The sequence below is a fragment of the Rothia sp. HMSC061D12 genome (assembly GCF_001836735.1).
Taxonomy (GTDB): Bacteria; Actinomycetota; Actinomycetes; order Actinomycetales; family Micrococcaceae; genus Rothia.
Map to the genome: position 1 here is coordinate 1,394,525 of NZ_KV830305.1, position 23,975 is coordinate 1,418,499.

Annotated in this window: 21 protein-coding genes; 7 read left to right on the top strand and 14 right to left on the bottom strand. The window is 60.2% G+C overall.

Annotated elements, in window-relative coordinates; genetic code table 11:
• Window positions 1–271: 271 nt before the first annotated feature.
• Both HMPREF2682_RS05485 and HMPREF2682_RS05490 read right to left on the bottom strand, forming a co-directional pair.
• Entirely contained in the window at window positions 272–844 is a 573-nt protein-coding gene (locus HMPREF2682_RS05485; RefSeq protein WP_070819292.1) for a LytR C-terminal domain-containing protein, read from the bottom strand.
• Window positions 845–1,116: 272 nt separating this feature from the next.
• Window positions 1,117–1,410: a DUF3263 domain-containing protein gene (locus tag HMPREF2682_RS05490; RefSeq protein ID WP_070832100.1), complete on the bottom strand. Its 294-nt coding sequence runs from the start codon at window positions 1,408–1,410 to the stop codon at window positions 1,117–1,119.
• A gap of 153 nt (window positions 1,411–1,563) precedes the next feature.
• On the opposite strand from HMPREF2682_RS05490, the gene HMPREF2682_RS05495 reads away from it, so the two are divergent.
• Window positions 1,564–2,235, top strand: coding sequence for a uracil-DNA glycosylase (locus HMPREF2682_RS05495; protein ID WP_070832103.1), 672 nt, complete (start codon window positions 1,564–1,566; stop codon window positions 2,233–2,235).
• A gap of 139 nt (window positions 2,236–2,374) precedes the next feature.
• Here the strand turns inward: HMPREF2682_RS05495 and HMPREF2682_RS05500 are convergent, their stop codons facing one another.
• The 8 genes from HMPREF2682_RS05500 to HMPREF2682_RS05535 form a co-directional block, all read right to left on the bottom strand.
• Window positions 2,375–4,522, bottom strand: coding sequence for a threonine/serine exporter family protein (locus tag HMPREF2682_RS05500; protein ID WP_070832106.1), 2,148 nt, complete (start codon window positions 4,520–4,522; stop codon window positions 2,375–2,377).
• A 417-nt stretch (window positions 4,523–4,939) separates the two neighbouring features.
• Entirely contained in the window at window positions 4,940–5,218 is a 279-nt protein-coding gene (locus tag HMPREF2682_RS05505; protein ID WP_005504506.1) for an HPr family phosphocarrier protein, read from the bottom strand.
• A gap of 234 nt (window positions 5,219–5,452) precedes the next feature.
• On the bottom strand, window positions 5,453–7,147 hold the full coding sequence (ptsP, locus tag HMPREF2682_RS05510) for a phosphoenolpyruvate--protein phosphotransferase (RefSeq protein ID WP_070832109.1): 1,695 nt from the start codon (window positions 7,145–7,147) through the stop codon (window positions 5,453–5,455).
• A gap of 99 nt (window positions 7,148–7,246) precedes the next feature.
• A complete protein-coding gene (locus tag HMPREF2682_RS05515; RefSeq protein ID WP_070832112.1) occupies window positions 7,247–9,247 on the bottom strand; it encodes a PTS fructose transporter subunit IIABC in 2,001 nt (666 codons plus the stop codon).
• A gap of 190 nt (window positions 9,248–9,437) precedes the next feature.
• The gene (locus tag HMPREF2682_RS05520) at window positions 9,438–10,388 is read right to left on the bottom strand and encodes a 1-phosphofructokinase family hexose kinase (RefSeq protein ID WP_070832116.1); all 951 of its coding nucleotides are present in this window, start codon (window positions 10,386–10,388) and stop codon (window positions 9,438–9,440) included.
• The gene (locus HMPREF2682_RS05525) at window positions 10,388–11,179 is read right to left on the bottom strand and encodes a DeoR/GlpR family DNA-binding transcription regulator (RefSeq protein ID WP_070604177.1); all 792 of its coding nucleotides are present in this window, start codon (window positions 11,177–11,179) and stop codon (window positions 10,388–10,390) included. The genes HMPREF2682_RS05520 and HMPREF2682_RS05525 overlap by 1 nt, the downstream gene beginning before the upstream one ends.
• 386 nt (window positions 11,180–11,565) lie before the next feature.
• Entirely contained in the window at window positions 11,566–12,030 is a 465-nt protein-coding gene (locus HMPREF2682_RS05530) for a VanZ family protein (RefSeq protein ID WP_070832119.1), read from the bottom strand.
• Window positions 12,020–13,309: a histidine phosphatase family protein gene (locus HMPREF2682_RS05535; RefSeq protein ID WP_070832122.1), complete on the bottom strand. Its 1,290-nt coding sequence runs from the start codon at window positions 13,307–13,309 to the stop codon at window positions 12,020–12,022. Before HMPREF2682_RS05535 ends, HMPREF2682_RS05530 begins: the two co-directional genes overlap by 11 nt.
• 228 nt (window positions 13,310–13,537) lie before the next feature.
• On the opposite strand from HMPREF2682_RS05535, the gene HMPREF2682_RS05540 reads away from it, so the two are divergent.
• The 3 genes from HMPREF2682_RS05540 to HMPREF2682_RS05550 all read left to right on the top strand — a co-directional run bounded on the left by HMPREF2682_RS05540 (window position 13,538) and on the right by HMPREF2682_RS05550 (window position 16,870).
• Complete coding sequence (locus HMPREF2682_RS05540; RefSeq protein WP_070832631.1) at window positions 13,538–14,527, top strand: ABC transporter ATP-binding protein; 990 nt, start codon at window positions 13,538–13,540, stop codon at window positions 14,525–14,527.
• Window positions 14,527–15,945, top strand: a complete 1,419-nt coding sequence (locus HMPREF2682_RS05545) for an FtsX-like permease family protein (RefSeq protein WP_005508160.1) — start codon at window positions 14,527–14,529, stop codon at window positions 15,943–15,945. Before HMPREF2682_RS05540 ends, HMPREF2682_RS05545 begins: the two co-directional genes overlap by 1 nt.
• A 160-nt stretch (window positions 15,946–16,105) precedes the next feature.
• Window positions 16,106–16,870 carry an HAD family hydrolase gene (locus tag HMPREF2682_RS05550; protein WP_070832125.1) on the top strand — a complete coding sequence of 255 codons (765 nt, stop codon included), beginning with the start codon at window positions 16,106–16,108 and terminating at the stop codon, window positions 16,868–16,870.
• 108 nt (window positions 16,871–16,978) lie between these two features.
• On the opposite strand, the gene HMPREF2682_RS05555 is transcribed toward HMPREF2682_RS05550, so the two are convergent.
• The 4 genes from HMPREF2682_RS05555 to HMPREF2682_RS05570 all read right to left on the bottom strand — a co-directional run bounded on the left by HMPREF2682_RS05555 (window position 16,979) and on the right by HMPREF2682_RS05570 (window position 21,833).
• Window positions 16,979–17,674 carry a methionine ABC transporter permease gene (locus tag HMPREF2682_RS05555; RefSeq protein ID WP_070832128.1) on the bottom strand — a complete coding sequence of 232 codons (696 nt, stop codon included), beginning with the start codon at window positions 17,672–17,674 and terminating at the stop codon, window positions 16,979–16,981.
• Window positions 17,675–18,730 (bottom strand): methionine ABC transporter ATP-binding protein, encoded by a 1,056-nt coding sequence (locus tag HMPREF2682_RS05560; protein ID WP_070832131.1) that lies wholly within the window; start codon window positions 18,728–18,730, stop codon window positions 17,675–17,677.
• Window positions 18,731–18,876: 146 nt separating this feature from the next.
• On the bottom strand, window positions 18,877–19,755 hold the full coding sequence (locus HMPREF2682_RS05565) for a MetQ/NlpA family ABC transporter substrate-binding protein (protein WP_070687112.1): 879 nt from the start codon (window positions 19,753–19,755) through the stop codon (window positions 18,877–18,879).
• A 311-nt stretch (window positions 19,756–20,066) separates the two neighbouring features.
• Complete coding sequence (locus tag HMPREF2682_RS05570) at window positions 20,067–21,833, bottom strand: long-chain-fatty-acid--CoA ligase (RefSeq protein ID WP_070832134.1); 1,767 nt, start codon at window positions 21,831–21,833, stop codon at window positions 20,067–20,069.
• Window positions 21,834–21,980: 147 nt separating this feature from the next.
• On the opposite strand from HMPREF2682_RS05570, the gene HMPREF2682_RS09470 reads away from it, so the two are divergent.
• From HMPREF2682_RS09470 to HMPREF2682_RS05580, 3 genes are read left to right on the top strand one after another with little or no spacing between them, the layout of a single operon-like run.
• Window positions 21,981–22,130, top strand: coding sequence for a hypothetical protein (locus tag HMPREF2682_RS09470; protein ID WP_005504480.1), 150 nt, complete (start codon window positions 21,981–21,983; stop codon window positions 22,128–22,130).
• Complete coding sequence (locus HMPREF2682_RS05575; protein ID WP_005507552.1) at window positions 22,130–22,792, top strand: sugar O-acetyltransferase; 663 nt, start codon at window positions 22,130–22,132, stop codon at window positions 22,790–22,792. The genes HMPREF2682_RS09470 and HMPREF2682_RS05575 overlap by 1 nt, the downstream gene beginning before the upstream one ends.
• Window positions 22,793–22,825: 33 nt before the next feature.
• Window positions 22,826–23,956 carry a hypothetical protein gene (locus tag HMPREF2682_RS05580; RefSeq protein ID WP_070832137.1) on the top strand — a complete coding sequence of 377 codons (1,131 nt, stop codon included), beginning with the start codon at window positions 22,826–22,828 and terminating at the stop codon, window positions 23,954–23,956.
• Window positions 23,957–23,975: the final 19 nt, after the last annotated feature.

The window sequence follows — 23,975 nt, forward strand, 5'->3', positions numbered from 1 at the left end:
TGGCTGCCCCTCCACAACGCCCCCGTTACGGAGGTGCGGGCAGAGCAGGGCATAAAGCACCCGAACGCTACATCAATTGTGGCACCCGCACCGGCATGGAGCAAACGTTTAAGCCCAAGGTTGAAGGGTTAATCGCCCAGTGCTTAATCTGCGCTCATCAACCCCGTCAAAAGGGGCGTTAAAAGCATCAACCCCACCCGGTGCGCGATTGGAATTGCACGGGTGGGGTTGAAAGAAAACTTGTAATTACAGAAGCGACGCGGACTGGGTTTTAGCCGGTGTAATCCGACGCCAGAACCACAATCACCTCGTGGTTGCCCATCTCAACGTTGGCGGTCGCCTGGCGTACCTGCGAAATATCCAGCTTCGAGGCGATGCTCTGCGCCTGCGACTGGTAGCCCTCAGCGTAGTAGACCACGCTGGTTGCAGGTGCCGCCCCGGTGTAGTTCGCGGTCTCGCTGATGGTGTAGCCAGTCAGCAGAGCCGCCGCGCTGGAGGCACTACCCGCCGGAGCAGACGCATTGTAGACCGCCACCGAAATAGACTCAGCCAGGCCAGTCTTCGTGGGGCTCGCCGAAGCGGAGGCGGTAGCCGGCGCAGAAGACGCCGACGCGCTTGCGGGAGCAGAGCTGCTCTTCGCGGTGGACGCCGAGTACTGCGGGGAGGCGGTGCGCGGCGCGTACACGTACATTGCACCGCCAATCAGCAGGCCAACCACACCGGCGGCGACCAGGGGGATAGCACCCTTGGGGCTCTTTGCCGGGTCGACGTTGACCGCGCGGTAGGTTCCGCGGCGGGCGGTGTTCTCGTCTACCTCGTCAAATTCATCGCGGGGGTAGCTCATTTATCCTCATTTCACGGGTCTCTGTTTACCGGCTGGTACCGCGCCGTCCTGCATGGTGCGCGGGCGCGGCAGATGAAGGTGCGGTCTTGGTGTTCTAGTACCTAGAGTACCGTCTCAATTAGCGGGAACCAACGCGAACGCCCCGCAACCGGCTGTGAAAGAGACGGACGCCGCACAGTGTTCAATCTCTACCTGAACCTGCGATGTGCGGTGCGATAGGAAAGCAACAGGGAGGCTCCAGGGCGGCGTTCAGCACGCCCCTCACTCTTGCGCTAGTCAGCGTCTCGGCGGGCACGCAGGACGTCGATAATCTGCGGTGCTGCGGCGCGCACCCGCTCGTCGTCCAGCATCACATTCAGGCGCTGATAGTAGGCAATCGGGGTGAACCCTGCGGCAATAATTGCCTTCTCCTTGGAGCCCTGGTGTTTGAAGCGGCGGCGTTCCACCTCAAGGATGCGCCGCTCGACCGGGGTCAGACCGCCGGGCTGCTGCTCCGCTTCCGGCTGGGTCTCTGTCTGAGCCTTCGCCTGGGTCTCAGCGCTTTCAGCGCGTTCTTGTTCTAGCACGTTGCCTCCTGTCTATGGTTTACCTGCCGCGGCTGGCGTCTCCTAGCGTGCGTATTCGTCATCCCCTAGTCTAGAAGAGAAGTAACCGTAGCGCGCCCGGCACCGTGACCGCCGGAGCCGCATCAGCCCCCAGGAAATTCCCCGAGGAGATTCATGAACCAGCCCCTCAGCAGCATTATGAGCGAGGATTGGGCGGCAGCCCTCGCCCCGGTCGAAGAGCAGATTCACGCCATGGGCGCTTTCCTGCGTGAGGAGCACGCGGCGGGTTACCGCACGTTCCCGCCTGCCGCCGATATTTTTAATGCGTTCCGCCGCCCGATGAGCCAGGTGAAGGTCCTCATTATTGGTCAGGACCCCTACCCCACCCCCGGTAATGCGATGGGCCTGTCGTTCTCGGTGCACCGCGGTATGCCACTGCCTCGTTCGCTGAACAATATTTACAAGGAACTTGAGGACGACCTGGGTATCGCTCCGGCTAATCACGGCGACCTGTCCTGCTGGGCAGATGAGGGCGTCATGCTGCTCAACAGAGTTCTGACCGTGCGCGAGTCGGATGCCGGCTCGCATCGCGGCAAGGGCTGGGAGGAAATCACCGAGTGCGCTATCCGTGCCCTGGTTGCGCGCAATCAGCCGCTGGTTGGCCTGCTGTGGGGTGCGGATGCACGCAAGTGCGCACCCATGCTGCAACCGTACCCGAGCGTGGAGTCGGCGCATCCTTCGCCGCTGTCTGCGCATCGTGGTTTCTTTGGTTCGCGCCCGTTCTCGACCGTGAATTCTCTGCTGGTGCAGCAGGGTGCTGAACCGGTGGACTGGACGGTGCGCTAGGCACAGTACGAGAGCCTACGCAAGACCCAGCACAAGGGCATAGCGAAGGGGCGGTAGCTTGCGAGGTCAACTCGCAAGCTACCGCCCCTTTCATGCGCCCATTATATGCAATATTGGCTATATACCCTTGAAAATAAGGCTAAGAATCTGCAGTCTCTACCGGCTCCACATTCCGCGGAGTCGTAAAATGCTGCAGCGCATACTGCATCGTGTAATTACCCAACGCAACACCCGACGCCATCGCCACCACAATCGAAACCGCCGTAATCATGTTCTGCATACCCAGAATCACGTCCGTCTCAACCGTCAGCAGATACATACCGCGGAAGAACGACAGACCCGGCAGCAAGAACGTAATCGCAGGAATCGAGAAAATCGCCTGGGGCACATGCAGACGGTACGCAAAATACGTGCTCAACGCACCAATCACAACCGCCGCACACGCCGTCGGGCCGCGACCGGTACTCGGGCCAGCAAGCAGCTCATAGCTGTAATACGCAGCCAGGCCACAGCCCGTAATCAGCATCAGCCAGCCGACCTTCACCAGCTTCGTTTGCAAGGTAATCGCAAAGGTCGCAATCGCCACCAAGAAGAAGAACGACGCCACCAACGGGGTCGTCGGCTCAAAACGCAGCTGCTCAATATCCAGGGTCGGGCCGTTGAAAATATTAATCGCGCTCACCGCGGTCGCAATACCAACCACCAGGCCCAAGAAGCTCATACCCGTAGACACAAAACGACCCGCAGCCGTCACCGGGAAGCCATTAATCGCATCCTGCACAGCACCCACCAGACGCGGAGTCGGCAAGAACATAATCATGCCCGCCGCCACCACCAGAGGCGCAGAAATCGGCTCACCCTGGCGCTGAAGCACCGAAAGAATCGACCCTTCACCGCCCAGCCAAATCGCCAAGAAGGTCATCAGACCCGCACTAGCCGCCATGCGGAAGAACGCCGGAATACCAATCGAACTCAACCACTGAATCAGCAGGTACACGGGAATAAAGATAATCGCCGCGCTCAACGCCGTCGCAAAGCTCGCGCCCAGCGCCGCCGTCAGGGTTCCAGCACACGCCAGGTTCGCCAGCCACACCACCAGAGGCGGGAACGGCTTGGGGCGGTGCGTAATCTGGTTCAGCTTCACATCGGCCATTTCCAGGGTCATGCCGCCACGCGTGATCTTATAAATCAGGCCGTAGACCTCAGAGAGCGCCTCATAGTTTTCAGTGGAGGAACGCACCACACGCACCAGGGTGTGCGTGAAGCGCTCGTCAGCGTTCGTATTGCGTTTAGCAATGCGGGACTCCATGTAAATATCGGGGTCCGAGGTGTAGTTGATGGTCACCGACTGGTTCGTAATATCGACTTCCACCGAGTCCAGCCCGTACGCCGAAGAGACCGCAATAATCGCCGAGTCCACGTCCATAGCGTCCGCTCCGTAGTGGAACATCGCCTCCGCCAGACGCAGGGTGAAGTTCAGCGTATCGCGAGCGTACTCCTTCTCGCGGCGGAACGCCTCACGACGCTCATGCTCCTCAGTACGAATCATCGGCACAAACTGGCGCTGAGCAATACGCTGGGCACCGCGCGGGGCGGCGGGTGCCGCCTCCTCAGTGCGCACAAAAGAGCGGAGGCGACGCGAACCCCAGCGGCCGCCGCTACCGCGTCCAAATAGGCCGCGAGAGCCTCCATTGACCAGCGGAACGGTAGTCGTGGGCATCGAGACGGGCCCGGTCTTCGGCACGGCGGTAGGCTCCGCACCGTAGCGTCGGGCTGCGTGGGAGTTGGGCACCTGCGGAATCATGCCGGTCATGGGCACCGGCTGGGAGGGGCGGGTCAGCGCCGCCTCGGTCACCAGGTTACTGGAGGTGACAGGGTTGGGGTCCTCGCGGTAGGCGTCCAGGTCGTCGTCAGGCACGAGGGAGGGGTCAATGACGGTACGCGCGCCGTGACCGTTAGGGGTCAGCTCGGGGTCACTGGTGGGCTCTACCGGCTCCTGAGCGGTAATGCCCATATCCGCGGCGGCCTCCTGCAGTACATCACCGACAGCTTCTGCAGCGACGGTGCCCTCCTGGCTTGTCGCGGAGGCGGCATGCTGAGCCAGCACGCGGCGCAATTTCTCGTCGGTGACCTGGTCTAGCGAAACCAGGGGAAAACCGCGCTTACCGGCGATGTAGCCAGCGGTGGTGTTCTGCTCGCTTCCTTCCGTTGCGGCAGTATTTGCTTCGCCTGCATGCGAAGCTTCCCGCGATGTGGGGGTCGCGGGGGTGTTCCTCGATTCTGCCAATGTCCCTCCCAGATAGACAGTGCCTTTTTAGTCTAACAAGGGCACGATTCTGCGGTAGCACTGGAGAGCAGAAATATCACTTTTCTGCCCGGTGATTTTGTGAGCAAAAAGCGCTCTGCGGCACTTACGGCAGAAGGCTTCATTGATATGAAGAGAAATCCAGGTCACTACTGTACAGAAGATATTTTGGGAGATATTTCTAGAGCTATTTTCGAGGAAAAATAAAGGTTATATATACATTAAGATTTGCAGAGAAATATCCCCCACCTACCCCCACTCGCACCTCAATAAGAAATGAATTATTCATAACAAAAAAATATCCCGCCACCGAAGTGACGGGATATTCACGCTTTAAGGCTGTAGCCTTCACAGCATCCGAAGCGCACCGCTCGGGGTCACTTCAGAGGCGAAAGTCAATTACTCAGCGTCGTGGTCGGTCTCGAGGATCTTAACCAGCGAGTCCAGAGCCTCTTCAGCACCTTCGCCCTCTGCGCGCAGGACAACAACGTCGCCGTGCTTTGCACCCAGGGACATCAGGGACAGAATCGATGCAGCGTCCATAGCCTCATCTGCGGGCTCGCCCTTAGCTGCGATGGTGACCTCGACGGGGAGGTCGCCAGCTGCCTCAGCGAAGATAGCTGCCGGACGTGCGTGCAGGCCAACACGGCTTGCAATAGTGGCTTCGCGCTCTGCCATTATGTTTCTCCTTTGATCAAGGAACCGAAAATATATCAGTACCTATTCTAAATGAACGGGGCGCTTCAGGACCCGCCCTTACTCTATAAATTGTACCGTTCAGCCATACGCTAACAAGTACCAAAAATGCCGGATGCAGAAATAAAACTCTACACCCGGCATTTTCATGGACTCAGGCACCGCCCAGCACACCCCACCAAGGAGCGGCAGGCAGAGCCCGGAATCGTTTAAGGCTTAGAGGCCCAGCTCGTCCAGAATCGGCAGAGCCTTGCGTGCGCTCTCCTTCGCCTCAGCAGAAGAAATCTGCTGCAGAGCGATAGCCGCAATCTGCTGTGCCTTCTCCTTGGTCACGGACTTCAGAACCGCAGCCACAGCGGGAATAGCACCAGCGTTCATGGACAGGGTGTCAACACCCAGACCAATCAGAACAACAGCCAGAGCCGGGTCAGCCGCAGCCTCACCACAGACGCTCACGTACTTCTTCTTACCCGCGGTGACCGATGCACGCTGAGCACCCTCAACGGTCATCTTAATCATCTTCAGCACTGCAGGCTGCCAGGGGTTGTTCAGGTGCGCCAGGTCGCCCAGCAGGCGGTCAGCCGCCATGGTGTACTGGGTCAGGTCGTTGGTGCCGATGGACACGAAGTCGACCTCGCCCAGGATAGCCTCAGCGTTCATCACAGCTGCGGGGGTCTCAACCATCACACCGTGAACGGGCAGGCCAATCTCCTTGAGCATGTTCGCGAAGTTGCGTGCCTCGGAGGTGGTCGAAATCATCGGAGCCATAACCCAGATGTCAGCGTCGGAGTCCTCCGAAGCAGCCTTAATAGCCTCCAGCTGGCGGGTCAGAACGCCCGGAACGGTCCAGTCGGTACGGAAGCCGCGAACACCCAGTGCGGGGTTCTCCTCGGGGTTCACGTTCAGGAACGGCAGGGGCTTGTCAGCACCAGCGTCCAGAGTACGAACCACAATGTGCTTTCCGGGGAATGCGTCAAACACAGACTTGTAGGTCTTAGCCTGAGTCTCAATGGAAGGCTCAGAGTCGTGGCCCAGGAAGCCGAACTCGGTGCGCAACAGGCCAACACCCTCAGCCTTCAGGCTTGCAGCCTTCTCAGCGGACTTGCCGTCACCAACGTTTGCGTACAGCTCAACGCGGGTGCCGTCAGCCAGCACGCCCTGACCGTCAAAGTCAGCGACGGGCTTACGGTTTGCGTACTTGATTGCTGCCTCACGGTCAGCGTCGGTGGGCTCGGTGTCAACGATACCTTCATTGGAGTCCACGTAGACGACGGTGCCGTCAGCAATCTCGGTCACACCCTTAGCGGCCACAATAGCGGGCAGGCCCAGGCCGCGAGCCAAAATAGCGGTGTGCGCCTGGGGGCCACCGTCAGAGGTGATCAGGGCGATAACCTTCTCGGGGTCCAGGGTCGCGGTATCAGCCGGTGCCAGGTCAATAGCGGCCAGGATGAACGGCTCATCAGAAACGGGGATGCCGGGAGCCTGCTGGTCGGTCAGCTCAGCAACAATGCGGGCACGCACGTCGTGGATGTCGGTGACGCGCTCAGCCATGTAGCCACCCAGGGCAGCCATCTGGTCAGCGAAGGAGGTTGCAGCCTCCCAAATTGCACGCTCGGGAGCCATCTCCTGAGTCTCAACCAGCTTGATAGCGCTCTTGATGAGTGCACGGTCGGTAGCCATCTGAGAGGTAGACTTCAGAACAGCCTTGCCGTCACGGCTAGCGTGCTCTGCACGAGCGAGCAGGTCTTCCTTCACGCGGACCGATGCGTCCTTAATGCGCTGCGCTGCAGCCTCAGCGGTCTCGCCGCTCAGACGCAGACCGTCCTTGGGTTCCTCGATGGGCTTAGGCATCTGAAGAACGGGGCCAATAACGCGGCCGGCGTATACGCCGACGCCCTTGTAGGTAGTCATAAATTCATGTCCTATCTGTGGTTTGTCTACAGTGTAACGTGTTTTTTCACGCTCACGCCTGCAAACAGACGATCAAATGAAGGTGAGGTTATACGGCCTTTATGCGGATGCCTTAGAGCGGGCACCCACAGACTTCAGCACCACGTACACGAGTGCCGAAACAACGGTACCGGCAACAACAGCCACCAGGAACATCAGGGGGTTCTGTGCCAGACCGATAATCCAAATACCACCGTGCGGAGCCGGGGAAGCAACATGAGCGCTCATCGAAATAGCGCCAGCAAGAGCACCACCAACAATGGTCGAAGGAATCACGCGAGCCGGATCAGCCGACGCGAAGGGAATAGCACCCTCAGAGATAAAGGATGCACCCAGCAGCCACGCAGCCTTACCGTTCTCACGCTCGTTCTCGTTGAACAGCTTGGGACGCAGAGTGGTTGCCAGAGCCATAGCCAGCGGCGGAACCATACCGGAGATAATGACGGCAGCCATGATTTCCTGGTTCACGGTCGCACCCGAGGACAGGCCAGCGGTTGCGAAGAGGTAAGCAGCCTTGTTGATGGGGCCACCCAGGTCAGAAGCCATCATTGCGCCCAGGATCAGACCCAGCACCAGAGCGGAACCGCCAGACATGGAGGTCAGCCAATCCTGCAGGGTGGTCATAACCCAAGCGAGGGGTGCGCCGAGCAGCAGGTACATGAGCAGACCGGCAACCAGAGAAGTCACCAGCGGAGTAACGACCACGGGCATCATCGAGCCGAGCCAGCGGGGCAGCTTCAAGGTACCCAGAGCGTACGCAATCAGACCGGCGAGAATACCGCCAACGATACCGCCGAGGAAGCCCGCGTTCACGGCAAGAGCCACCGAACCGGCGATGAAGCCCGGAGCAATACCGGGACGCTGAGCCAAACCGTACGCAATGTACGCGGCAAGAGCCGGAACCATCAGGCTCAGACCGAAACCACCGATGGTCTGCAGAACAGCACCCAGGTACAGGGTCCAGTGCACATCACCGAGGTTGAACAGGGTTGCCGATTCGAGAATCGCCTTGGTGTTCACATCGCCGAGGTTCGGCATGGTGATTGCCTCGAACACGAAGCCCAGGGCGACCAGAATACCGCCGGCAGCAACGAACGGAATCATGTAAGAGATACCGGTCATCACGGCCTTGTAGATGCGGGAGCCCCATGCGCCTTCGGTAGCCCCTGCGCTGTCCTCGGCACTGGATGCGGCAGCGGCAACGCGCGCACCGTTCGGGTTCTCAGCCTCAGCCAGAGCCTCCGCGATCATTTCCTTCGGTTCGTCAATACCGCGCTTGACGGGGGATTCGACGAAGGGCTTACCGGCGAAGCGGTTACGCTCACGCACGTTCACCGACACCGCGAAAATCACGGCGTCTGCGGCATCAATATCAGCCTGGGTCAGCTTCTCGTTACCCGAGGAGCCCTGGGTCTCAACCTTCAGGTCGTAGCCGAGCTCTTCAGCAGCGTACTTGAGGGCATCCGCAGCCATGTAGGTGTGAGCGATGCCGGTGGGGCATGCGGTCACAGCAACAATCTTCTTCACCGGAGCGGCGGGGGCTTCCTTCTCAGCAGCAGGTGCGGCGGCGGGCGCAGCCTCGGCGGGCTTAGCCTCTGCCTTCTTCTCGCCCACACCGAGCGCGCCGTTGACCAGCTCAACAATCTCTTCAGCCGAGGAGGCATCGCGCAGGGACGCGGTGAAGCTCTTCTTCATCAGGGAGCGTGCCAGAGTGGACAGCAGCTTCAGGTGTGCCTGGTCAGCGCCATCGGGTGCAGCAATGAAGAAAATCAGGTCGGCGGGGCCGTCCTTAGCACCGAAGGAAACTGCCGGGTTAGGGCGTGCCATTGCCAGGGTCGGCTCGGTCACGGCGGCACTACGGCAGTGCGGAATCGCAATACCACCGGGGATGCCGGTGTCGGTCTTGGATTCGCGTGCCTCGGCAGCCGCGTAGAGCTGCTCGAAGTCGGTAGCGCGTCCGGCATTTACGACTGCCTGGGCGAGCTTGGCAATTACGTCGAATCGGGTCTCGCCGAGGTTCTCGTCCAGCAGGACGAGATCTGCGGTGATCAGATCAGACATATTCCCTCCTCGGGTATGTGTTGGGGCGGGGATTCGCTCAGCGGTGCCGAGCCTCTCCCCTATATGAGTTCAAAGTGTGCGCAGTGTGTGTTGAGTGTGCAGCGTGCGTATATGTGCGACATATGCGCACAGCACCCCAGCTTATATTCCCTTCTGAGAATAAAAGCTGGAGGTGCGAAAACAGCTCGAATTAGAGCTGTAGCTGACGAACAGTGACCTTCTCAGGAGTGGTCTGCTCCAGCGAAGGCATACGGGTACCGGGCAGAGCAGCAGCAGCCGAACCGTGAGCTACCGCCTGAACCAGGCAACCGGGGGCATCCTCACCACGAGTGTGAGCAATCAAGAAACCGGACAGCGACGAGTCACCGGCACCCACAGTGCTACGAACCTGAATCGGCTCGTGCACAGCGTGCCAGATACCCTGCTCAGTGACCAGCACTGCACCGCCGCCGCCGAGGGTGGCAAGCACGTACTCGATGCCGTCGCCGAGTAGCTTCTGGGCGGTGCGAGCGGTCAGCTCGGGGCTAGCCTCCAGCTCCTCCCAGTTATCGCTACCGGTCAGCTGAGCCAGCTCCTCCGAGTTAGGTTTAATCAGGGTGGGCTTGTGCTCACCGGCAACGGTCGCAATCAGCGGCGCCTCAGAGGTATCAATAGCAATCTTGCCCTCGTAGCCGGAGGCGCGCAGTGCCGCCACCAGCTCGGAGTAGTAGGTCGGTTCCAGACCCGGAGGCAGCGAACCAGCCAGAACCACCCAGTCGGCACCCTTGGAACGCTCAACCACCAGCTCGTCCAGCTTCTGACGCAGTTCAGCATCAAAAACGGTGCCGGGGGCGTTCAGCTTGGTGGTGGTACCGTCCGGGTCAACCACGGTGATGTTCGAGCGAATCGGCTCGCCGGTGGGCAGGTTAGCGAACTCGACGTCCACAGCCTGTAGTGCGGTCAGCACCGGGTCGGTGGCCTCACCGGGCACAATCGCCACAGTCGGAACACCGGAGACCTGCAGGGCACGCGAAATATTCACGCCCTTACCGCCGGGGTCCTGCACAGCGCCGACAGCACGCTGCACGGCACCGTGAGCCAAGGGCGCGCCCAGTTCAATGGTGCGGTCCAGGCTGGGGTTTGCGGTCAGAGTAATAATCATTAGGCAATCACAATCTCAACGTTTGCGGCCTCGAGTGCCTGACGAAGGGCACCTTCGGGCTCACGATCAGTAATGAGGGTGTCAATATCCTCAAATCCAGCGAAGCGGACCAGGGATTCCTGGCCGAACTTCGCAGAGTCACAGAGCAGGACCACGCGACGAGCAGACTTGCAGATCGCGGTCTTGACAATGGCTTCGTTCATGCCGGGGGTGGAGATGCCGAAGTGGGCTTCAATGCCGTTGGCACCAATGAAAGCAATATCGGGGCGCATGGTGCCGAAGTGCTCAGCGGCGCGTGCACCAACAGCAGCCCAGGTCATCTTGCGCAGCTGACCACCGACCAGCTCAAGGGTGACACCCTCAGCTTCCGCGAGCTTCACCGCAATATGCAGTGCGTGGGTGATAATGATGCGGTCGTTACCGGTCTTGAGGCTGAAGTTCTCGGCGCCAATGTGGTCGGCGAGAATTTCGATGGTGGAGCCTGCATCCAGGACGATAGAGCCCGCCTCAGAGTCGCGCAGCATCTGGTATGCCTTGGTGGCGATGCGGCGCTTTTCGGGGGTGTTCATGCCCTGTCGGGAGGAGATGGAGGACTCCAGGGAGGTGGACTGCTCAATGGTGACAGCGCCACCGTGGACGCGGCGGAGCTTACCTGCTTCTTCCAGTGCGGCGAGGTCGCGGCGCACGGTCTCCATGGTCACATCGTAACGACGCGCAAGGTCAGCGCCGTTGACACGACGTGCGGAGGCAACAAGCTTTGCAATTTCGGCACGGCGTTCTTCTGCGAACATAAATCGGTGTTCCTTTGGGCTAGTGGGGAGGAAATCTGCGTGTTCTCGTCTGCGTTCTGCGTGGCTAGAGAGCCGTGAAAGACATGGTTTCAGTGAGTTGGCAGAACGCTTTAGGGTAATACTTGATTTTATGTGGGTTTTTGTGGGTAAGTCAATATAAAACGCTGTATTTGCTGGAATATTACCCGGATGTTCCCTACCGAAACCACACCTATTTGCGAGCTGTTGCCTGTTTATGTCTGTTTGACCTAATGAACTGTTGGGTTTTGCTTCTCCCCAACGCTCAAGACAGCAAGAACCCCCGCTACCGCGCCCTAACAGGGCAAAAACCTAAGGCGCCGACTCCGAGAACCCTCGGAACCGGCGCCTCCAACAGGCACAGATCCTTACTTACCCTTGCGTTCGCGACGCACGCGACGCCAACGATGCACACCCAGAGCACCCGCCGCGCCCAGCAGAGCACCCGAACCGTTCATCAGTACATCCACCGGGTCGCCGGTGCGATCAGGCATGAAACTCTGAATCGTCTCAATGCAGGCACTAACCAAAAATCCCGAGTACAGCACGTGCGGGCGAGCCTTCGGCTTGAGCAGCAGGGCGAAAAGAAAACCGCCCGGAATGAACATGATGACGTTCGAAAGCTGCTCGATGCTCGAATAGGTGATGAACGCAGGCAACCAGCCCTCGGCGTGGCCGGTATCCAGCAGCTGCGCCAGGCGGCCTCCCACCTCGTTATCGTCCACGTGTACGGGGGCGAACACGATACTCGCCACCACCGCGCAGTACAGCGCCGTGACCGGCCAGAGAATCAGTCGCCATACGCGAGCGCCAGACCAACCTTTACCAAACAAGGCGACCCACCTCGTCGAACTGCTTGGTCGAGTCCCACGCGAACAGGCCCGGCACGTCAATCGTGAGCGGTTCGGCGTTCGGCACGGTCACGGTCCACTCTTCACCGGCTGCTGCGGAGAGGGCGCGGCGGATAAAGCTGCCGTGGCTGACAGCAATAATCTTCTGGTCGCCCGAGGCTTCAGAGAGTTCACGCACGATATTGCGCAGGGTGCGCACCGCACGAATGTACACGTCACGTTCGGATTCCACGTTCGGGTAGTAGCGTTCCGGGGCGCGGCGTTCGGGGGCGGGAATATCCAGGCCCTCGCCGGCACCGTAGGCGCGTTCCACCAGCTCGGGGTAGGTCTTGTGCACCTGCAGGTCGAAGTACTCACCGACCAGTTGCGCCGTCTCGTAGGCGCGGGAGAGCGGCGAGGACACCAGCACGGTGAACTCCAGACCCATGTCGGCGAGCTTCTTGCCGGTGGTGCGTGCCTGCTCGCGGCCGGTGTCGTTGAGCGGAATGTCGGTGATGCCCTGCATCAGGTTCGCCTTGTTCCAGTCGGTCTGGCCGTGACGAATCAGGGTGAGGGTCGTGTTCTCGGCACCCGCCGGGACCTCTTCGGGGCTCAGCTCGGGCTCTAGGTGCTGCACAACCAGGCGGTCGATCGCGTCGTCCAGGTACTGCAGGGGCACCTCGGTCAGGGAGGCGTTCACCGGGATCGGGTAGATGCCGTCCTCGTTGAGCAGTTCGGGGTGGCGCTCAGCGATCAGGGCGGTCATGGTCATGGCAATCAGCATGCCGTGCGCGGCGACCACAACGGTCTGACCCTCGTATTCGCGGCGGACGCGGTTCAGCGCCGCGAGGGAGCGGGCGAGGAAGTCCTTCTTCGGTTCCACATTGAAAGCATTGTTGGACTGGCGGGAGGCGAGAATCAGCTCGCGGGTAGCGATCTGGCCTTCCAGGTCACCAAAGGAACGTTCCTGGAAGCCGTCAATGGCACCGCGGTAGGGTACGCCCAGGCCTTCGGCTACGATTTCGGCGCTTTCTACGGCGCGGGAAAGGGGCGAGGATACGATAGCGTCCACGGTGGTGCCCTCAGCTGCTGCCTGCTGCAGGGCGCCGATAGCGGTGCGGACCTGTTCCCTGCCGGTGTCGTTGAGGGGGATGTCGGTGCCGCCCTGGAAGCGGTGGTCAATGTTCCAGTCGGTCTGGCCGTGGCGCAGGAAGATGATGCGGGTTCCTGCCTCGGGGTCGGCTACCGGAGTGATGATGGGGGTGTTCTGTGCGTCGGTCATCCTTCTAGTATGGCATTGCCCCCGCGCAGTTCAAGGGGGCAAGAGGCGTATTCTCTCATGAAGCGCACTCATCCCGCGGTATGAGTTGCGGGGTGGTTGAGCACCCGGCCGGGCGAATTTTTTCAGGGTTTTCCCATATTTTTCAGCCCTCAGACGGAGGGGTGAGCCGCCAAGAAGCTGAGATGATAGAAGTGTACTTCCGTTAGTTCATACCCAATGAAGGTTGTCATGACGCAGAATCCTCAATCCCAGAACCATCCTCAAACCCAGAACCCGCAGTTCCAGGCTCAGAACCCGTATTCAATGACCCCTCCGCAGGCGGCGCAGCCTGCCGGTCAGTATTCCGCTCAGCAGGGTCAGTCCGGTCAGCCGAGTCAGCCCGGCCAGCAGGGCTACTATCAGGGTCAGCCGCAGGGCTACCCGGCTCAGGCACCTCAGCAGGCGCAGCAGGCGCCCTTCGCGCGCGGCGCGATTATTTCTGCCCGTAACCTGCACAAGTCGTACGGCAATAACCCGGTGCTGCGTAACGTGAGCCTGGATATTTTCCCCGGCGAGTCTGTGGCGATTATGGGTCCTTCCGGTTCCGGTAAGACCACCCTGTTGCACGCGCTCTCGGGCATTATCAAGCTCGATGCCGGTTCTGTGCTGTTCAATGGCCCGGCGGGTCAGGTGGCGGTGGAGTCCCTCAGCGAGCGTGAGCGCACCTCCCTGCGCGCTAACTCGTTTGGTTTCGTGTTCCAGCAGGGTCTGTTGGTTCCCGAGCTGACCGCGGAGGAGAACGTCTCCCTCGCCGCGATGATTGCCGGTGTGCCGCGCCAGCAGGCGCGTTCCATTTCGGCTGACCTGCTGAACCGTCTGGGTTTGGGGCAGATGTTGGACCGCCGTATGGGTGAGATGTCCGGTGGTCAGGCTCAGCGTGTGGCGATTGCCCGCTCCCAGGTGAACGGTGCCCCCGTGACTTTCGCGGATGAGCCGACCGGCGCGCTGGATTCTAAGACCGCGCGTGAGGTGATGGCGCTGCTGCTGACCATGATTCCGCAGCAGGGTAAGACTCTGCTGGTGGTTACTCACGACCCGAACGTGGCTGCGGCGTGCTCCCGCGTGGTGTACCTGCAGGACGGTCAGATTGTGAGCGACCAGCGCAATAACCAGGGCGGTGTTCCCGCACAGAACCCCGGCGCTCAGAGCTTCGGCGCTCAGTCTCAGGCAGGTGCATAATGCAAATCTATGCTCTACTCGCCAAGCGAACCCTATGGAGTTCGCAGGCGATTCTTCCTGTGCTGGCTTTTGCCGCCTCCTCGGCACTGTTTTTGACGGTTGCCGGTGGTGTTCAGGCGCTGAGTACTTGGCTTGAGCACGCCAACGTTGACCACGAAATGATCAACCTGATGGGCATTCAGAAGCTCTACATGGGTTTGGCGTGGGTTGCCGCTCTGGTGCTGATTGTTCCGCTCTTTACCCTGGGCGCTTCGGCTGCTCGTTTGAGTGCCCGCCGCCGTGATGAGCGTCTGGCGTCCCTGCGTCTGATTGGTGCCTCCACGACCCTGATTGTGGGTCTGTCCGTTGCGGACGCGCTGGTGTACTCCCTCGTGGGCTTCATTATCGGTCTGTTGCTCTACCTGGTGCTGATTTTCCCCTTTGGCGCTTTACACTTCATGAACGTTCCGCTGGGTGCTGAGAATATGCTCCTGCCGGTGAGCGTGATTTTCTACTGCTTCCTGGGTTGTATGGTTTTGGCGGCTCTCAGCTCCCTCTTCGGTCTGGCGAAGGTCAGCATCAGCCCGCTGGGTGTGCGTACCCGCGCGAAGGCTGGTTCCGCCGGTTACATTGCTCTGGGTATCGGTGTTGTTCTGGTCATTGCCGTGATGATTCTGGCTTCGACCTCGAAGGGTTTTAGCATGTTCTCACCCTTCCAGGACGGCGGTGCCGATAGCGCGATTAAGAACCTAGCGATTTTCATTGCTCTGCCGGGTCTGCTGATGATGGTTGCTATCGACCTGATTGGTACCTTCCTGGTGTGGGCATACGCAAAGATTCGTGTGCGCATGACCCAGAAGGCGTCGGTTCTGCTGGGTTACCGTGCGGTGCTGGAATCCCCGCGCGGGGCGTGGCGTCAGGTTTCGGGTGTGGCGCTGTCGACCTTCTTGGTGACCTTCTTCGGCCCCATCCTGATTCTGGCGGGTGAAATGAACAAAACGGCGAAGGAGGTAGGCCCCGCCGCCGGCCCCTTCATGACCATCATGTCGGACATGTTCCAGGGCATGCTGCTCATGCTGTTCTTCTCGTACCTGCTGGTCACCCTCTCCGCAGTGTTGAACCAGAGCGCCGCCATTTACGAGCGTGGTTCGCTGTACTCTTCGCTGAATATGATGGGTACCCCCACGAGGATGTTGCAGGCTTCGCGCCTTACCGTGGTTTTCGGTCCGCTGGTGCTCATTAGCGTGGTTTCTGCGCTGCTGGGTCTGCCGCTGACGGCGTTGATTGCGGCGCAGGGTCTTTCCGGTGAGATTCTGACGAAGATGTTCGGTATGACCTTCGGCGCTATTGCACTGGGTCTGGCGCTGGTCTATGTGGGCCTGTTGGCGACCATTCCGTTTATGCGTCAGGTGACTCATAAGCCGGTGTCCGCTCTCTAAGCTGTTTTAGCTTCTGCCCTCCCGTTGCGTCCGTTCTGGATGCAGCGGGAGGGTTTCTTCATGTGGTTTTCCGTTCTGCGGGCGAGGCGCAACCCCGCATGTTTTCTCACGCACCGGGCCACCGCTTCCATAGCCTAAAACCCTGTGAGAGACTGACATTATGTTTGAACACATAGTACCCTCCGATTGGTTCCCCCGCTGCGCAATCTTCGACTGCGACGGCATCCTCCTCGACTCCGAGACCGTCTGGAACGATGTGCAACGTGAGCTTTTCGCCCGCTGGTCTGTTCCCTTCACCGAGGAGGTGGAGCATCGCCTCACCGGCCTGGCAGCAGCCGATGTCGCCGAGGAGCTTGCCCTGCTCTCCTACGAGGCGCAGAATGGTCAGAAGCCGGACACCGCCTCCGCAGAGTACGCCGAACACCATGAACGCGTGATGAAGGATCTGCTCACCACCGAGCACGAGGTCATCAGCTCCGGCGTGGACCTGATTGAGGGTGCGCAGAAGTTCCTGGGCTTCCTGAGCGAGCACATGCCGGTTGCGGTGGCGTCGAACTCCACCGCGAACATTCTGACCCTGAAGATGGAAAGCTACGGTTACGCCCCGCTGGTGCGCACCTGGGTCAGCAGCAACGACGTTCCGGCCGGTAAGCCCGCCCCGGACATGTACCTGGAGGCGGCACGTCGCCTCGGCTTTGAAGGTCACGAGGCGCTGGCGTTCGAGGACTCCCCCGCGGGCGCGCAGGCGGCACGTGACGCCGGTACGAAGGTCATGATTTACGTTCCGGAAGGCACCGACCCGGCAAAGGCACCGACCGGTTTTGGGCGCTTCGATTCCTTCAAGGACCCGCAGCTCTGGGAGGCGGCACGCACCTGGATCGCCAAGCTTGAGGCGGCACAGCAGTCTGAGGCGGCGCAGGGCTAAGTAATTAGCGCCCCCTCCCCCGGTATGAAGAAAGACCCCCGGCCCGCTCCTGAAGAGCAGACCGGGGGTCTTCTATGCTTTATCAGCTTGTACCTAAGCGGTACGAGTTTATCGGCGCATAACCTTCTTCGCCAGTGCGTTACCGATGAACTGAACCAGCTGAACCAGGACGATAATAATCGCCACAACAGCCCAGGTGATCTCATCGTTGAAGCGCTGGTAGCCGTCCACAATCGCGATCTTACCCAGACCACCGGCACCCACGTAACCGGCCATAGCGGACATATCCACCACGCCGATAACGAGGAAGGTGTAACCCAGGATTAGCGGGCCAAGTGCCTCGGGAATCATCACGGTGAACAGGATGGTCAGCTTCGAAGCGCCCATCGCGCGGGCCGCCTCAATCACACCCGGGTCAATGGAGACCATGTTCTGCTCCACGATACGGGCAATTGCGAACGCAGCACCGAAGCTCATCGCGAAAACCGCAGCGTTCACGCCCAGGCGGGTACCCACCACGGCGCTCGTCAGCGGGCCCAGCGCCGCAATCAGGATAATGAACGGAATCGGGCGAATCACGTTCACCAGAATGTTCAGGATCGTGTACACGAAACGGTTCTGGAAAATATTACCTGCACGGGTGGTGTACAGCAGAGCACCCACAATCAGGCCAACCAGACCGGCACACAGCATGGTGATAGACACCATGTAGAACGTATCGCCGATAGCCGGGAGCAGCTTCTCGGGCAGGAACTCAGACCAGTCAGTCTTAGACGCAGCCAGCGGAAGAGTAGTAGCAAACATTTAGCGCACCTCCTGCACGCGAGCAACGGTCTTCAGTTCAGCAACAGCGGCATCAATGCTGGTGATTTCGCCGAGAAGTTCCAGGGTGAGGGTACCGTACGCCTTGCCCTGCAGGGTCTCAATACCGCCGCCCACAATGTTGAAGCGGACGTTACGGGCACCCAGGTAGGACAGCACCTTACCGAGCTCCTGGTTACCCTCCACGATTTCAACGTTGATGAGGTAACCCTTGTGGTTAGCGCGCAGCTCAGCCGCCTCCTTGCCGGTGGGGGCAAGCTTGACGGTGGTTGCCACGAACAGCTTCGCCACGTCGGTCTGCGGGTTGGAGAAGACGTCGTAGACGTTGCCCTGCTCCACCACACGACCGGACTCCATGACCGCCACACGGTCAGCGATGCTGGAGACCACGTCCATCTCGTGGGTAATCACCACGACGGTCACACCCAGTTCACGGTTCACACGCTTAAGGAGCGCAAGCACTTCATGAGTGGTTTCCGGATCCAGCGCGCTGGTGGACTCGTCCGCCAGCAGCAGTGCGGGGTTGGTCGCGAGCGCACGGGCAATACCCACACGCTGCTTCTGACCGCCCGAAAGCTGGTTCGGGTAGTGGCCTGCACGGTCGGCAAGACCCACGAACTCGAGCATTTCCAGGGCGCGGGCGCGGCGGTCCTTCTTAGACCAGCCGGCAATCTTCAGGGGGAACTCAACGTTACCGAGCACGGTGCGGGAGTTCATCAGGTTGAACTGCTGGAAGATCATGCCGATGTTGGTGCGTGCTTCGCGCAGTTCGGAGTCGCGCTTGCCGGAAATTTCGAAGCCGCCAACGGTCAGGGTGCCACTGGTGGTGGTTTCCAGGCCGTTAATGAGGCGGACCAGGGTGGACTTACCGGCGCCGGAGTAGCCGATAATTGCAAAGATTTCACCGCGGTTAATGGTGAGGGAGACGTTGTCCACAGCAACTACCGCCTTGGGGCCGTTGCCGAAGACCTTGGAGACTCCGTCCAGAACCACCATGGGCTCGGTGCTGTCACCGAAGCTCTGTACCAGTTCACTCATAAGTTTGTATCCGTTATATGTCGTGGTTGGGGCGCTAAAGGGCATTAACGCCGGTACGCAAAGGACGGTAAGCCTGTCGTGACCCGCATCGGGTGCTTAGACTTACCGCCTTTGCGTATGCCTAGAGGAGGCGTGTATTTAGAAGATTACTTCTTGGCGCGCAGCTTGGCTTCTTCGTTAGCCAGGGACTGACGCAGCTCGTCGGTGCTCACGTTAACCTCAACGGCGGTGCCGCGGGTCTCTTCCTGAACAACATCCATGACGGGCTTGGTGTGGAAGATTTCAACGATCTTCTTGTAGGTCTCGTCGTCAGCCTTGTCCTTCTGAGCAACGAAGAGGTTCACATACTTGATAGCGGAGGGGTCGGTCTTGGGGTCATCCTGAGCCAGGGCGTCTGCGGGCTTCAGGCCTGCATCCTTGAGGAAGTCGTTGTTGACGACCGCGCCGTCAGCGGACTCCATGCCAACCACGGTCTGGGTTGCGTCGACGGGAGTGACCTTCACCTTGGAGTTAGCGGTGTCCACGTCATCGATGGTGGGTGCGTCAACATCAGCGTTCTTGAAGGTAACCAGACCGTTGGTCTTCAGCAGCTTCAGCGCGCGTGCTTCGTTCACGGTGTCGTTCGGGATAACGATCTCGCCACCCTGGGGGATGTCAGCCAACTTGGAGTGCTTCTTGGAGAACAGAGCCATCGGGTAGATGACGGTCGGGCCAACAATCTGCAGGTCCTTCTTAGCGCTCACGTTGTAGTTGGACAGGTACGCGATGTGCTGGAAGCGGTTCATATCGATGTCACCGGCGTCCAGTGCGGGGTTCGGCTCGGTGTACGCGCTGAACTCCTTGAACTCAATGTCGATACCCTGCTTCTTAGCTTCTTCCTTCAGGGTCTTGTTGAACTTCTCAGAGCCAACCACACCGATGGTGACCTTCTTGGAGCTGGAGGAAGAGGAGGAGTTGGTGGAACCGCAGGCTGCCAGGCCAAAGACCATGGGGACAACTGCGAGTGCAGCAGCAAACTTCTTCACGGCTATGAATCTTTCTGTTGAATGATGATGCGTTCCGCCGGGTGCTCACGTTGGTACTAGCACATCCGATGGGAATGATGATGGGACAATTACAGCACGCACAAGGGCGGGTGTGGAAGTTAATGGCTATTCATGAGACACAGAACGTCAAGGTCGTCATATTTTGTCACAATTCGTCATGCGGTGATTATTTGCCAGGTCACAAAGCGTCATTGACGGTGTATTCAGGCGCACACAAAACGCCGGCCCGGGGTACAAAAACCCAAGCCGGCGTCCATAGTGCCACCCGTTACGGGCGGTGGGGAATCAACCTACTGATCGAACTCGCCCGAAGCAATCAGCTGCTCACGCACCTTACGGCGCAGAACCTTACCCAGCATCGAACGGGGCAGATCATCCACCACCACGATGCGGCGCGGAACCTTATAACGAGTCACCTTCGAATAGCAGTGCTCACGCAGAGTATGCTCCTGCACCACCCGGCCCGGGGCGGGAACTACAGCGGCGACCACCATCTCGCCACCGGCGGGCAACGGAATACCGACTACCGCCGCATCCGCGACCATATCGTGCTGCTTGAGGGCGACCTCAACCTCCGTCGGGGAGACGTTGAAACCGCCGGTAATAATGACTTCCTTAATGCGGTCGACAATCTGAATGAAGTAGTCCTCGTCCAGGCGCACAATATCGCCGGTACGCAACCAACCCTCGGGGGTGATGGTCTTCGCCGTCTCGTCCTCACGCTTCCAGTAGCCGGCAAAACGCTGAGGGCCCTTCACCCACAGCTCGCCCTCTTCACCATCAGGCACGTCCTCGCCGGTCTCCGGGTCCACCACACGAATATCGGTGGAGGGGAACGGAACACCAATAAAACCGGCACGGCGAGTGTCATTGAGCGGGTTGCAGGACACCAGCGGCGCGCACTCGGTCAGGCCGTAGCCTTCCACCATGAAACCGCCGGAGGCTTCCTCCCACTCGGCAACCAGCTCAGGCGGCAGGTTCATCGCACCAGAGACCGCATAACGGATACCCTCCAGGGACACGCCGCGCTTCTTCGCCTCATCCATCAGGCGGCGATACACCGGCGGAACCGCCGGAAGAATGGTCGGGCGGGTCTTCTTCATCGCCTTCAAAATCAGGTCCATGTCCACGGTCGGGAACAGCACCAGGCGGGCACGGCACAGCGACGCAATCGTCACGCCCAGGGTCATACCGTACGCGTGGAACAGCGGCAGAACCGAGTAAATCACCTCGTCATCGCCCGGGTTAATCCATGCCTCACCCATGCGGCCGTTAGACTCCAGGTTGCGGTGCGTGAGCATCACGCCCTTCGGCAGGCCGGTCGTACCCGAGGTGTACTGTAGCAGCGCAATATCATGCGCGGTCGGGCGGCGATGCGATGGGTCAATACGCTCGCTCTTCACCAGCTGAGCCCACGACACCGTACCCGGCGCAGGACCGGTCAGCTTCTCACGCGAAGCACGCGCACTCTTCAACGGCAGCTTCAGCGCGGTACGCATCAGCGCGGGCATCGCAGAAATCATGTTCACCGAATAAATATGGTTCGGACGGATATCCGCCGGAAGACCCGTAATATGCGAGGCGATCTTATCCCACACAATCGCGACCTTCGCGCCGTGATCCTCAAACATGTGGCGCAACTCCGCGCCCGTGTACAGAGGGTTATGCTCCACCACAATCGCGCCCAGGCGCAAAATCGCATAGAACGCCGCAATATGCTGAGGGCAGTTCGGCAAAATCAGCGCCACACGGTCGCCCGGCTGCACACCCGCTACGCGCAGGCCCTCCGCCGCACGCTCAATCTGATCGCCCAGCTCAGCGTAGGTGGTGGTTGCACCGAAGAACTCCAGCGCCACCTTGTGGGGTACGGTGCGGACCGCCTCGTCAATGAGGTGGCTCAGCGAGGTTTCAGGCAGCTCAATATCGCGGGCAGTCCACGGAGAATAATTCTTCAACCAGGGGCGATGCGCCAACGGATGCGCACCAGCCGATACGCCAGCGGGGGATGCAGGTGCCGCCGCATCCTGCAGATTCGTGTTCTTCTGAGCCTCAGTCATGCATTGATTGTGCCTTCCCACACCCTCACGCTTCAACTCAGCACCGTTTCTTTCCACGCTGAAAATCACACGGTACACCCGCCCCAGATACCGCAATAAACACCGAAACACTAAGGCAGAACCCAGCAACTCTGGGATACTTAAAGCATGAGTAAACGACAGCAAGACATCACTGACGAGCAGTTCAAGAAGCTCCTCCGCGAAATTTCCAAACGATTCGCTATCGCCGGAGGAGTCGTCATCCTGTTCGGAATGGCCATCATCGCACTTGCTTACCTTCTGGGAGGAGCCCACTAATGCACACCCCGCAGCGCCCCAACGGCGACATCTTCAACCGCATGATCTCCGGCGCCGCCTACATGCCCGACGCCGAATGCGCCGCGCAGACTAAGCGCATCCACGCTGCAACCGTCCTCGCCGAAGAACACTACGCACGCGGCGAGCAGGCCCAGGCAATGCACGTCTACCGTGAACACCTCGGCCACCTGGGCGAGCACTCGCACATCCGCCCCGGTGCACGCTTCGACTACGGCGTGAACACCTATATTGGTGACGGCTCCTTCTTCAACTTTGGCTGCGTCTTCCTGGACGTCTGCCCGATCCGCATCGGCTCCACCGTGCTTGTCGGCAACAACGTACAGTTCCTCACCCCCACCCACCCGCTCAACCCGGTCGACCGCGCCGCATACTGGGAAGGTGGCGAGCCCATCACCGTTGAAGACAACGTCTGGATCGGTGGCGGCGCTATTATCCTGGGCGGTGTGACCATCGGCAAGAACTCCGTGATTGGCGCGGGCACCGTCGTCACCAAGGATGTCCCCGAAAACTCCCTCGTGGTCGGCAACCCCGGCCGTGTGGTCCGTACCCTGGACGAGAACGAACGCCCGGCATACCCGCACACCTACTCCGCAGAAGCCCTGGAAGAAGCACGCGCCTTCTACGCTGACCGCAACCGCTAAATCAGCACCCAGGACTAGAATCCAAAGGATTTAATGAACGCACAGAACAACAACCCGCAGCAGCATCCGGCCGACGCGGCGTCCACCCCCACCGAAAGTGACCTGTGGGAGGCGGCATTCTCCTCCGACGACCCCACCGTGGTTCTGACCGATGAGGAGCTGAACGCCGCACGCCGCGCCCACGAAAAGGCGCACGAGGCGGCCTCTTCGGCTCAGTCCTCCGCACAGTCCTCGCAGGATGCGACCCGCCCCCTCACCGAGGCGGCTACCGCAACCCAGCCGCTCCTCTCCCCCAGCGCTACCTCACAGGGCGCGGAATCCGGTGCTGACTTGGGCGAACCCGCTACCGACAACCTCAGCTGGCTCGACAAGCCTGTAACTCCCAGCGCGGACAATGTGCGCGGCGGCGCAGCCCCCACTACCGCGCCTGCCCCCGCTACCGCACCTACCGCTGCGGCAAGCTACGAGGTGCCCGCACCCGGCAACGCCCATGCGGCACCCAGTACCCCGCAGGCTAATCCGGCGGATGATGACCACTTCGTCATCCCCACCCCCGCCGGTACCGCAGGCGCGGCAGGTGCAGAGCCCGTCCTCACCGCCGCAACCGCACTGTCCATGCAGAAGAGCCGCTACTCCCGCATGCACCTGCTGCCCGGCTTGCTCGGCTGGCTAATCACCATCTCCCTCATGGACGGTGGCCTGTGGGCTATCCAGTCGTGGCTGACCCTGACCGGTCAGAGCGAGTCCATCGAGTACGCCTCGGTGGTCTCCCGCCTCTTCAGCGGCGCATCAAACGCCGTGCCGGTCGCGGTCGCGCTGAGTGTGCTCATCTTCTTCGCCTACCTGGTGGGCGGTTACGCGGCGGGACGCATGGCACGATTCGCCGGCGCGAAGCAGGGCATTGCCGTGTGGCTCTGGCAGATTATGGCGCTCATCATCGGGTCCCTGGCGACCTTCCTCACGCCTCAGCTGTTCCAGAACGGTGTCGCGTCCCTGTCCCTGCAGAAGCTGATTGCGGGCGATTTCGCGAACGGTCTGCTCGCGGTTCTGCTGGTTCTGTCGTTGAGCTTCCTCGGCGCTATCCTCGGCGGCCTGTGCGGACGCCTGTACCACCGCCGTGTGGACAAGTACCCGAGCGACCAGGTGGCACGCGAGGACGCCTAACTTAGGTTTCTAAGCGCGC

Bases quoted from the DNA above. Each gene is read 5' to 3' on its own strand.
- HMPREF2682_RS05540 (WP_070832631.1), top strand. From the start codon at position 13,538: ATGACGCAGAATCCTCAATCCCAGAACCATCCTCAAACCCAGAACCCG.
- HMPREF2682_RS05495 (WP_070832103.1), top strand. From the start codon at position 1,564: ATGAACCAGCCCCTCAGCAGCATTATGAGCGAGGATTGGGCGGCAGCC.
- ptsP (WP_070832109.1), bottom strand. From the start codon at position 7,147: ATGACTACCTACAAGGGCGTCGGCGTATACGCCGGCCGCGTTATTGGC.
- HMPREF2682_RS05560 (WP_070832131.1), bottom strand. From the start codon at position 18,730: ATGAGTGAACTGGTACAGAGCTTCGGTGACAGCACCGAGCCCATGGTG.
- HMPREF2682_RS05580 (WP_070832137.1), top strand. From the start codon at position 22,826: ATGAACGCACAGAACAACAACCCGCAGCAGCATCCGGCCGACGCGGCG.
- HMPREF2682_RS05485 (WP_070819292.1), bottom strand. From the start codon at position 844: ATGAGCTACCCCCGCGATGAATTTGACGAGGTAGACGAGAACACCGCC.
- HMPREF2682_RS05545 (WP_005508160.1), top strand. From the start codon at position 14,527: ATGCAAATCTATGCTCTACTCGCCAAGCGAACCCTATGGAGTTCGCAG.
- HMPREF2682_RS05505 (WP_005504506.1), bottom strand. From the start codon at position 5,218: ATGGCAGAGCGCGAAGCCACTATTGCAAGCCGTGTTGGCCTGCACGCA.
- HMPREF2682_RS05515 (WP_070832112.1), bottom strand. From the start codon at position 9,247: ATGTCTGATCTGATCACCGCAGATCTCGTCCTGCTGGACGAGAACCTC.
- HMPREF2682_RS05570 (WP_070832134.1), bottom strand. From the start codon at position 21,833: ATGACTGAGGCTCAGAAGAACACGAATCTGCAGGATGCGGCGGCACCT.
- HMPREF2682_RS05520 (WP_070832116.1), bottom strand. From the start codon at position 10,388: ATGATTATTACTCTGACCGCAAACCCCAGCCTGGACCGCACCATTGAA.
- HMPREF2682_RS09470 (WP_005504480.1), top strand. From the start codon at position 21,981: ATGAGTAAACGACAGCAAGACATCACTGACGAGCAGTTCAAGAAGCTC.
- HMPREF2682_RS05535 (WP_070832122.1), bottom strand. From the start codon at position 13,309: ATGACCGACGCACAGAACACCCCCATCATCACTCCGGTAGCCGACCCC.
- HMPREF2682_RS05575 (WP_005507552.1), top strand. From the start codon at position 22,130: ATGCACACCCCGCAGCGCCCCAACGGCGACATCTTCAACCGCATGATC.
- HMPREF2682_RS05555 (WP_070832128.1), bottom strand. From the start codon at position 17,674: ATGTTTGCTACTACTCTTCCGCTGGCTGCGTCTAAGACTGACTGGTCT.
- HMPREF2682_RS05525 (WP_070604177.1), bottom strand. From the start codon at position 11,179: ATGTTCGCAGAAGAACGCCGTGCCGAAATTGCAAAGCTTGTTGCCTCC.
- HMPREF2682_RS05550 (WP_070832125.1), top strand. From the start codon at position 16,106: ATGTTTGAACACATAGTACCCTCCGATTGGTTCCCCCGCTGCGCAATC.